Genomic DNA, 8,480 nt, shown 5'->3' with positions numbered 1-8,480 from the left:
TGACCTTCCGATCAAGATCAGGTTCAGGCGAAGACCACCCAGAGGGTCACTTTTGATCCGCCGTCAGAGGGTCAGAATTCAGGCGTCGCCGAGACCGTCGGCGGCCCTGGCGCGCCTACCCGGCCCGGCGCGCAACAACGTCGAGGGCACCCCGATCCCCGGCAGCGTCCACGCCCGCCCATTCCTGCCCTTCCACTCCTCAATTCCAGCCTGGGCATGGGCGAAGGGGGTCGCAACGAGGATGTCAGCGGCCCGACCACGCCATAGCCCTGTGGTGACCTGGGCGGACTCCGGGACGCTGTGAAGGCCAGCGCAACACCTGGCGCAACCCGGGGCCCACTCGGTCGGGTGAAGACGACGGGATCGGAGAACTTCTGCGGGCCCCGGCGCAAAACCGGGCATGTGGGAGATCACTGACGCGCACGTAGCAGAGCCGGGCCTGGCCGTAGTGGAGATCGCGGCCACCGATGACGAAACCGCCTTCGCCCTTCAGGAATTGCTCGCCGCGCGGTGTGCGATCGCACCGGCGGACCGTACAACCCGGGAACCCCGCAAGCCCGGTGTACGGCTGCGCTGCTCCCTGGACCTGCGCCAGGAGCCCGGCTCGTAACCCTGCGGGCGGCCGTGTCCCGCTGACCAGCCGTGGTCGGGCTCATGGTCGGGCCGGTGGTCGGGTGTGCTCGCGCCGCTCGGTTTGCGGGCGGACAGCCCGGGTGGATGGCATGGGGCTGTGACGTTGCAGCCCCAACCGCCTGTCGTCAATCTCCGCCGCCGTCCTCACCCTGGAGCGTCAACCCTGAAGACGCTCAGTGCTTGAGACTGGTGCGCTGATATCCCTCGCGGGATTCGGACGCAACGCCAGCCAGTCGATACCTGTTGCCAGAGGAAGACGTTCCCGATGAGCACCACTGTCAGCAGCGACAGCAGAGGCAGGAGCAGGTCCTACGACATCTCCTCGACGCATTACTGACCTTTTCGGGTTGCGTTCGGGTGGTGACGGTTCGCACGAGGCGACAGGACTTCAGGCATCGCCAAGGACCTGCGGGTGAGCGAGCGTTCGGTGGAGCTCTGGAGCCGCAACTGGCGTGAACGCGGCATGGAGGGTCTGAAGTCGCAGGGGCCCGCGAAACTGCCGAAGCTGTCAGACGAACGGTTCGTCCTGCTGGAAACGGAGCTGCCCAAAGGGCCGGCCGCGCATGGCTGGGAAGATCAGCGGTGGACGCTGGAAGGCGTCCAAACGGTGATCGGCCGCCAGTTCGAGGTCAGTTGCTCGATCGCGGGAGTGTGGCGGCTGCTGCACCGTCACGGCTGGTCCTGGCAGAGGCCGGCCCGTCGCGCGCTGGAACGCGACGCCCATGCGGTCGAGCTCTGGAAGAAGGACGTGTGGCCGCAGGTGGAAGGACCGCGGCGGCGCTCGGGACCTACATCGTAGCTCCGCAGCCATTGCGGATGATGAAGGTTTACGAGGCGCGGTCAATGACCGCCTGTACACAAGGGTGTGGGTGCCGTAAGAAGACGCCGTGGGTGTGGACGGCGCGCCGGATGCGGGGGATGAGCTCCGGCAGGATCGTCGCCCGGGTAGAGGCACTGGTGGGCTGTCGGTATTCGAGGGTTGCAGTATTCGCCGTAGGGCGAGCAGTTCCGTACCCGGCTCGGTCACGTCGGCGGTGACAAGGTGTAAAGCTCTCGCCGAACGGGCGCTGTCTGCGCGAAGACGCCGGAGCAAGAAGAAGACCGGAGCGCGGGCGGCCGGCGCGGGTTCACCGCAAGAGGCTGGTGCGGGCCTTCGCCCTCTGCCACCGCGCCATACGGCCCCCTCCCTGCAGCGGCAATCCCGCGCGGCAGAAGGCTCACCCGGCGCTACGAGGTTCACGGCGCCGGTACGGCACCGATCTGCTGCATCACCCCGAGGAGATCGGGCTGGCCCCGTTCGCCGACGATCCGGCCCTCGGCCAGGTAGTAGAAGTTCATGGCCTGCACCGAGATCTGGTTGCTGCTCGCCGGGATCCCGAAGAATTCACCGTCGTGGGTTCCCCGCATGGTGAACCGCGCGGCCACGGTGTCGCCTTCGGTGACCGTCTCCTCCAGCGTCCACTGGACGTCGGGGAAGGCGCTGCGCATCATCCCGATGACTTCCATGTACCCCTCGGGCCCTCGCAGTGGTTCCGGGTGGCTTGGCGCGTGGAACACCGCGTCCGGAGAAATGACCTCGCGGGCGAGATCCTCGTTGCCCGTGTTGATGAACTCGACGAAACGGTTCATCACTGACTCGGTGGACTGCGATGGCATCTTGCTGTGCCTCTCCAGAGACGTTTGGGCGGGTACTTGGGAGCGTAACATCGAATCGATGTTCACATCGATTCGATGTTCGCGTGCGAAGATGGACTCATGCTGGAACTCGCGATACTCGGCTTCCTCGCCGAGGGGCCCCTGCCCGGACACGAGCTGCGCCGCCGCATCTCACAGCTGACCGGCTATACGCGGCCGGTCAGTGACGGCAGCCTGTATCCGGCGATCAATCGCCTGACCAGGGCGGGCTTGATCGAGCGGCGCGCCGACCCGGCCGCGGGGGCGGCCCGGTACGTGCTCAGCCTGACCGCGGCCGGGCGGGCCGAAATGCTTCAGCGCCTGCGCAAGCCCGCCGACCACGAGATCACCGACTTCACCCGGTTCTACGTCGTCCTGGCCTTCCTCTCCCACCTGCCCGACGTGGCCGAACAGCACGCGGTGCTGCGCAGACGGCTGGAATTCCTGGAAGAACCGGCGAGCTTCTTCTACTACAACGAGCGGCCCCTGCGTGCCGAGGAGATCGCCGACCCCTACCGGCGGGGCATGCTGCTCACCGCCCGCGCCACCAGCCGCGCCGAACGGACCTGGCTGCGCGAGACCCTCGGGGAGGAACCGCCCGCATTCGACACCGCACGCACCGACAGCGATCCGCATGCGCCCGCCGCTCCCGCGAGCTGACTGTCCACGGAGGTACCCCCATGCTTGCATCCTGGTACGACGCCCAGGGCCCCGCCGCCGATGTCCTGCACGTCGGTGAACTCCCTGATCCCGTCCCCGGCCCCGGCGAGGTCCGCGTCCGCGTCACCGTCTCGGGCGTCAACCCCGGCGACACCAAGAAACGGCGCGGCTGGCTCGGCTCGTCCATGCCCTTCCCGCGGGTGATCCCGCACAGCGACGCCGCCGGAGTCATCGACGCCGTGGGCGCCGGAGTCGACGTCCACCGCATCGGACAACGGGTCTGGGTATACGGCGCCCAGTCCTACCGCCCCTTCGGCACCGCCGCCCAGTACACCGTCGTACCCGACCACCAGGCCGCACCCCTGCCCGACCACCTCAGTGACGAGCTGGGCGCGAGCCTCGGTATCCCCGGCATCACCGCCCACCGCACCGTCTTCGCCGACGGCCCGGTCGACGGCCAACTGGTCCTGGTCCACGGAGTTCTCGGCGGCGTCGGCTCCCTGGCCGCCCAGCTCGCCCACTGGGCCGGCGCCACCGTGATCGCCACCGTCCGCCGCACCGCGGACCTCGACCGCGTCGACCCGGCCGTCGCCCACGCCATCGCCCTGGACACTGACGAGCCCGCCGCTGCCATCCGCTCGTACGCGCCGCGGGGCGTCGACCGGATCATCGAGGTCGCGCTGTCCGACAACGCCGATCTCGACAACGCCGTCGCCGCCCAGGGGGCCGTCATCGCCGCCTACGCCACCCGCGCGGACCGCACTGAGATCCCCTTCTGGCCTCTGCTGTTCAACAACGTCACCCTGCGGCTGCTCGGCAGCGACGACTTCCCCGCCGAGGCCAAGCGCCAGGCCGCCCGCGACCTCACCTCCGCCGCCGCCGTCGGCGCCCTTACTTTCGCCGTCGGCGACTGTTACCCGCTGGACGACATCGCCAAGGCCCACGACCACGTCGACGCCGGCGGTGGCCGCGGCCGCATCCTGGTCACCCTCCCCCAGTAGCGCAGACTCGGAACGCTGCCCTGCTCAACTGCCTAGCCGTTGCGGGACATGACGTTGGTGACACAGGCCGATGTCAGTGAAACCAAGATGCTTCGACGGGTATCGGTCGGGTACCGTGCGGGCCATGTCGAGTCCTGAGTCAGACAAGGTGGGGGCTTTCGGTCACGCCGTCAGCCCCCTGAACCACTGAGCACGTAGCCCTGTCGTCGCGCCGCATTCTGCGGCCGGGCGAGTGTGCCCTTGGGGCTGGCCGCGGTGACGAGATGACCTTCTCGTGCTTCTCCTCACCTCGGAGCCACTCGATGCCTCTCCCGCTGTACCTGCTTGCCATGGCTGTTTTCGCCATGGGCACCTCGGAATTCATGCTCGCCGGCCTCTTGCCGGACATCGCCTCAGACCTCGATGTCACAGTCGGGACAGCCGGAACGCTCACCTCGGCCTTCGCGGTCGGCATGATCGTCGGCGCCCTCCTTGTGGCCGCGCTAGCCCGCAACTGGCCCAGGCGCTCCAGCCTTCTCGGGTTCATCCTCACTTTCGCGGCAGCTCATGCCGTGGGCGCCATCACCACAAGCTTCCCGGTCCTGCTCGCCACCCGGGTCGTCGCCGCGCTCGCGAACGCAGGGTTCCTTGCCGTCGCTCTGACGGCTGCCGCCACGCTGGTCTCACCCGACAAGAAGGGACGTGCGCTTGCAGTGCTGCTGTCAGGCACGACAGTGGCCACGATCGCCGGTGTCCCTGGCGGCGCGGTGCTCGGCACGTTACTCGGCTGGCGGGCCACCTTCTGGGCTGTCGCCGCCCTCTGCCTGCCGGCGGCTCTCGGCATCCTGAAGGGAATCCCGGCAGGACGTGATGAGGATGAGGCGACTGACAGGCCGGCGTTGCGAGCGGAGCTCGCCCAGCTCACACGGCCGCGCTTGATTCTGGTGATGCTGCTCGGAGCGCTGGTGAACTCGGCAACCTTCGGCAGCCTCACCTTCCTCGCCCCCGTGGTGACCGACAGCGCCGGGTTGAGCGAGTTGTGGATCTCTGTCGCTCTGGTGCTCTTCGGCGCCGGATCCTTCGTGGGCGTCACCGTCGCTGGCCAGTTGTCCGACCGGCGTCCTGGTCCAGTCATCGCCGTCGGCGGCCCGTTGCTGCTCATCGGCTGGCCAGCCCTGGCGATGCTGGCCAACGAGCCGGTCGCCCTGTTCATCCTCGTGTTCGTGCAGGGCGCACTGTCGTTCGCGCTGGGCAGCACGCTGATTACGCGGGTCCTCTACGAGGCCGCAGGAGCCCCCACCATGGCCGGCTCGTATGCGACCGCGGCGCTCAACGTGGGCGCCGCCGTCGGCCCCGTCATCGCTGCGGCCACCCTCAGCACCGAAGCCGGGGACCTCGGGCCGCTCTGGGCAAGCGGACTCCTCGTCGCGGCCGCGCTGCTCATCGCGTTCCCACTCCTCACCACCATCACGGCCGGCCGGAACACCGAGGTGGTCCGGTGACACATGCGAACGCCCCCTTGAACATCGAGGGAGGCCGAAGGCTCGTGGAGCGCTGCCGCGCCCGTCCGATCGCGCACGTCGCCGCCGAGGCCGGTGTCTCCCGCGCCTGTTTGTCCAAGTGGAAGAACCGGTACGGCACGCACGGCGAAGTAGGGCTGCAGGACCGCCCAAGCGTCCCGCGATCCTCACCGACCCAGACCCCACCCGATGTCGTCGAACGGATCGAGCGGTTGCGGGGGGACAACAAGTGGTCCGCCCGCCGGATCACCCTCGAACTCGCAGGCCAGGGCGTGCGGATCAGCGAGCGCACCGTAGGCCGGTGGCTGCCGCGCCTTGGCATCAACCACCGCCGGTTCCTCGACCCCGACGGCTCGGCCAACAGGCGCCCGTGGTGAACGGGTTCTGGTGGCTCATGCAGGGAGACACCCGAATCGGCGAGCTACGGCAGTACGCAGTTGATCAGCCGACGTTCCTCTGCCACTTCGTCCCCGGCCCCGGGTGGGAAGTAGTCCAAAGTCACTTCGAAAGCGAATGAGCGGCGTGAGCCCGCGCTGGAACCGTAGGACAAGCTCAGCAACCCTGCCGTGTAGCACCCTTGGTGCGCCTGGCCGACGGCAGCGGGTGTCAACGCTCTCCGGAGCCCAGAGACCCGCCCCAGCCACTCACGAGCAGCAGCCAGCAACACCACCCTGCAACCGAGCAGCACAAACGGCAGCGCCCCGGACGAGGGAGCAGTCCGGGGCGTTTCGACACCTCTCCGCAAACGGCATCGAGCACTCCGAGTGCCGCACCAGCGGTCTGGTATGCGGCAAGCCTCGCTCATGCCATCGTGCGGCAACTGCCGTACAACCCCTCGGCATCTCATGGGTCTTGTTCACGAGGAGTTCGTCTCACTGGAGGTTGAACGACATGGTCTCGAAGCGGATCGCACTGGGCCTGGCGGCCGTCACCACATTGGCGGCGTCGGCCTGGGCCGCCGCGGCTGAGCCGCAGGCCTCCGCGGCCGTACCGACCGGTCCGCGGGCCGACTTCGATCGCGACGGCAGAGCGGACATCGCCATCGGTGCCCCTGGCGGACGGGTGGGAGGCGGGGCGGGGGCCGGATACGTGTCGATCGTGTACGGCAACGGCGAGACCGCTACGTTCAGCCAGAACACGGCGGGTGTGCCCGGAGCGGCCGAGGCGAATGACAAGTTCGGGCAGACAGTGGTGCCCGTGGACCTCGACGGCGATGCGTACACCGATCTTGTGGTCGGGGCACCCGGCGAGCGGATCGGCCAGGTGCAGGCCGGCATGCTCATCGTGTTGTGGGGCGGGCCGGACGGACTCGGCCAGGCCACCGCCGTGGACACCGGCGCGAGGGGCGGCGGCGCAGTGGGAGCGGTGGTCGCGGCCGGCGACTTCGACGGCGGCCGACGGGTCGACCTCGTGGTGGAAGCGCCCGGGGTTGTGCGCCTGCTGAGCGGGATCGGCCGGGACGGCAAGCCCGCCAAGGATTCCTCGTTCTCGCTGTACGACGCCGAGGGTGCCGCCGTGATTGTGCGCGACCTGTCCTCCGGAGACGTCAACGGGGACGGGGCCGCCGACCTGGTTGTGACCGTCACCGACTACGAGGAGGGAGACTCCTGGCGCAGTGCTCTCTACCTGGGCGGCACGTCAGGTCTCACCCGGGTGGGCATCCTCAACGCGGCGAACGGCAAGCGCCTCAACGGTCAGCACACCGCCATCGGGGACGTGAACGGCGACGGCTACGGCGACATCGTGGTCGGCCACGGTGAGGAATGGAACACCGACTCCGGCCGACCGGAGGTCATGGGCGGCGCGGTCGGTGTCGCCTACGGCGGCCCGCAGGGCCTGAGCGACACCCTCGCCCCGGTCTGGGTCAACCAGGACTCCGCCGGCGTGCCCGGTGTCAGCGAACCGGCTGACGGTATGGGAACCGGCCTGGCGGTGGCAGACACCGACGGCGACGGCTACGCGGACGTGCTGGCGGGAGTGCCCGGCGAGGACTTCGACGGCCTCACCGACCCGGGCTCCGTCCTGCTGCTCAAGGGCGGTCCGAAGGGGCTGACCGGCAGTGGTGCCAAGGTGTTCTCCCAGAACTCCGCGGGCGTGCCCGGCGTGGCGGAGAAGGGCGACGGCTTCGGCGAGAGCGCCGCGCTGGGCGGTCGGTTGGTCGTCGGCGCCCCGCAGGAGAACGCCGGCGACGGCTCGGCATGGGCCCTCAACCTCTCGGGGAACTCGACCGCCTACAGCCCCGGCTCCTTCGGCGCCCCGGCCGCGAAAGCCGGGTTCGGCGGCGCCGTGGCCGGCGGCTGACCGGGCGCAGCGACCACCAGGCGGTCCGGGAGAGCGTAGTGGTGGCGCGAGTGGCGCCGACCAGCGCATCCACCGAACGGTGGCCTGATGTCAGACAGCGACTACGACCGCGTACGCCTCGGTATCGAGGCCATGTCCGGGGCGCTGCACGTGAGTCAGATGCGCCAGGAGCGGATGCGGTCGGCCGCGTCGTACCCGTCGACGCGGCCAGCGTCGACGTCGCGGGCGAGGGCGAGGGCGATCAGAGCGCCATATGGCGGGTCGACGGCCTCGCCCGCGGCGTTCATGTATGCCGTGACGACCCCGGCGCCGTACAGGGCGTTGCGGGCCGGGAGAGGGCGCAGCCGGATGATGGCGTGCATCAGGGCTGCTGCGCGCCGGGCATTGTCGACGGTGACCCCGACCTGCGGGGTGTTGACGCGGTGGCGGGCGACGGCTGCCACGAGGTTGGAGAAGTCGTGCACCGAGGGCTGCGTGGGCAGCACGTCCGGATACGACCCCGGAGCCCGGCAAGCCCGGTGTACGGCTGCGCTGCTCCCTGGACCTGCGCCAGGAGCCCGCTCGTAGCACTGCGGACGCGACGATGCCCCGCTGCCAGCCGTGGTCGGGGCCATGGTCAGGGCTGGCGGCATGCCTGATGCAGCCGCCGGCACACACGCCTGCGGGGATTCAGGCGGTCCGTCGAGGTCGGCGATCGCACTCCAGTACAGGA

At 69.2% G+C, this 8,480-nt stretch carries 8 protein-coding genes and 3 pseudogenes; 9 read left to right on the top strand and 2 right to left on the bottom strand.

The window, feature by feature from the left end; translation table 11 throughout:
- Positions 1-400 precede the first annotated feature (400 nt).
- From ABZT02_RS35640 to ABZT02_RS35630, 3 genes and pseudogenes are all read left to right on the top strand, one after another.
- Complete coding sequence (locus ABZT02_RS35640; protein ID WP_356025150.1) at positions 401-610, top strand: DUF6207 family protein; 210 nt, start codon at positions 401-403, stop codon at positions 608-610.
- Between the two features lie 402 nt (positions 611-1,012).
- Positions 1,013-1,099: pseudogene (locus ABZT02_RS35635) on the top strand (hypothetical protein); the annotation flags it as partial.
- Entirely contained in the window at positions 1,097-1,432 is a 336-nt protein-coding gene (locus ABZT02_RS35630; RefSeq protein ID WP_356025166.1) for a winged helix-turn-helix domain-containing protein, read from the top strand. The pseudogene ABZT02_RS35635 and the gene ABZT02_RS35630, both read left to right, overlap by 3 nt.
- A gap of 437 nt (positions 1,433-1,869) precedes the next feature.
- Here ABZT02_RS35630 and ABZT02_RS35625 read toward each other — a convergent pair whose 3' ends face one another.
- The gene (locus ABZT02_RS35625) at positions 1,870-2,262 is read right to left on the bottom strand and encodes an ester cyclase (protein WP_356025148.1); all 393 of its coding nucleotides are present in this window, start codon (positions 2,260-2,262) and stop codon (positions 1,870-1,872) included.
- A 126-nt stretch (positions 2,263-2,388) separates the two neighbouring features.
- Here ABZT02_RS35625 and ABZT02_RS35620 point away from each other — a divergent pair, with 126 nt between their 5' ends.
- The 5 genes and pseudogenes from ABZT02_RS35620 to ABZT02_RS35600 all read left to right on the top strand — a co-directional run bounded on the left by ABZT02_RS35620 (position 2,389) and on the right by ABZT02_RS35600 (position 7,768).
- Positions 2,389-2,967, top strand: coding sequence for a PadR family transcriptional regulator (locus ABZT02_RS35620; protein WP_356025146.1), 579 nt, complete (start codon positions 2,389-2,391; stop codon positions 2,965-2,967).
- Positions 2,968-2,987: 20 nt separating this feature from the next.
- Positions 2,988-3,968: an NADPH:quinone reductase gene (locus ABZT02_RS35615; protein ID WP_356025144.1), complete on the top strand. Its 981-nt coding sequence runs from the start codon at positions 2,988-2,990 to the stop codon at positions 3,966-3,968.
- Positions 3,969-4,270: 302 nt separating this feature from the next.
- A complete protein-coding gene (locus tag ABZT02_RS35610) occupies positions 4,271-5,449 on the top strand; it encodes a Cmx/CmrA family chloramphenicol efflux MFS transporter (RefSeq protein WP_356025142.1) in 1,179 nt (392 codons plus the stop codon).
- Positions 5,446-5,838, top strand: a pseudogene (locus ABZT02_RS35605) (leucine zipper domain-containing protein); the annotation flags it as partial. The gene ABZT02_RS35610 and the pseudogene ABZT02_RS35605, both read left to right, overlap by 4 nt.
- Positions 5,839-6,358: 520 nt before the next feature.
- Complete coding sequence (locus tag ABZT02_RS35600) at positions 6,359-7,768, top strand: FG-GAP repeat protein (RefSeq protein ID WP_356025140.1); 1,410 nt, start codon at positions 6,359-6,361, stop codon at positions 7,766-7,768.
- 155 nt (positions 7,769-7,923) lie between these two features.
- Here the strand turns inward: ABZT02_RS35600 and ABZT02_RS35595 are convergent, their stop codons facing one another.
- Positions 7,924-8,232, bottom strand: a complete 309-nt coding sequence (locus ABZT02_RS35595) for a toxin Doc (protein WP_356025164.1) — start codon at positions 8,230-8,232, stop codon at positions 7,924-7,926.
- Between ABZT02_RS35595 and ABZT02_RS35590 the strand changes: the two are divergent.
- Positions 8,205-8,285, top strand: a pseudogene (locus tag ABZT02_RS35590) (hypothetical protein); the annotation flags it as partial. The gene ABZT02_RS35595 and the pseudogene ABZT02_RS35590 sit on opposite strands and share 28 nt — an antisense overlap.
- Positions 8,286-8,480: the final 195 nt, after the last annotated feature.

Source organism: Streptomyces sp. NPDC005402, assembly GCF_040606575.1.
GTDB lineage: Bacteria > Actinomycetota > Actinomycetes > Streptomycetales > Streptomycetaceae > Streptomyces.
Note: the sequence above shows the minus strand (reverse complement) of the source record. Positions and strands in the feature narration are given on the sequence as shown.

Coding starts and splice junctions, on each gene's coding strand:
- ABZT02_RS35640 (WP_356025150.1), top strand. CDS start 401: ATGTGGGAGATCACTGACGCGCACGTAGCAGAGCCGGGCCTGGCCGTA.
- ABZT02_RS35630 (WP_356025166.1), top strand. CDS start 1,097: ATGGAGGGTCTGAAGTCGCAGGGGCCCGCGAAACTGCCGAAGCTGTCA.
- ABZT02_RS35625 (WP_356025148.1), bottom strand. CDS start 2,262: ATGAACCGTTTCGTCGAGTTCATCAACACGGGCAACGAGGATCTCGCC.
- ABZT02_RS35620 (WP_356025146.1), top strand. CDS start 2,389: ATGCTGGAACTCGCGATACTCGGCTTCCTCGCCGAGGGGCCCCTGCCC.
- ABZT02_RS35615 (WP_356025144.1), top strand. CDS start 2,988: ATGCTTGCATCCTGGTACGACGCCCAGGGCCCCGCCGCCGATGTCCTG.
- ABZT02_RS35610 (WP_356025142.1), top strand. CDS start 4,271: ATGCCTCTCCCGCTGTACCTGCTTGCCATGGCTGTTTTCGCCATGGGC.
- ABZT02_RS35600 (WP_356025140.1), top strand. CDS start 6,359: ATGGTCTCGAAGCGGATCGCACTGGGCCTGGCGGCCGTCACCACATTG.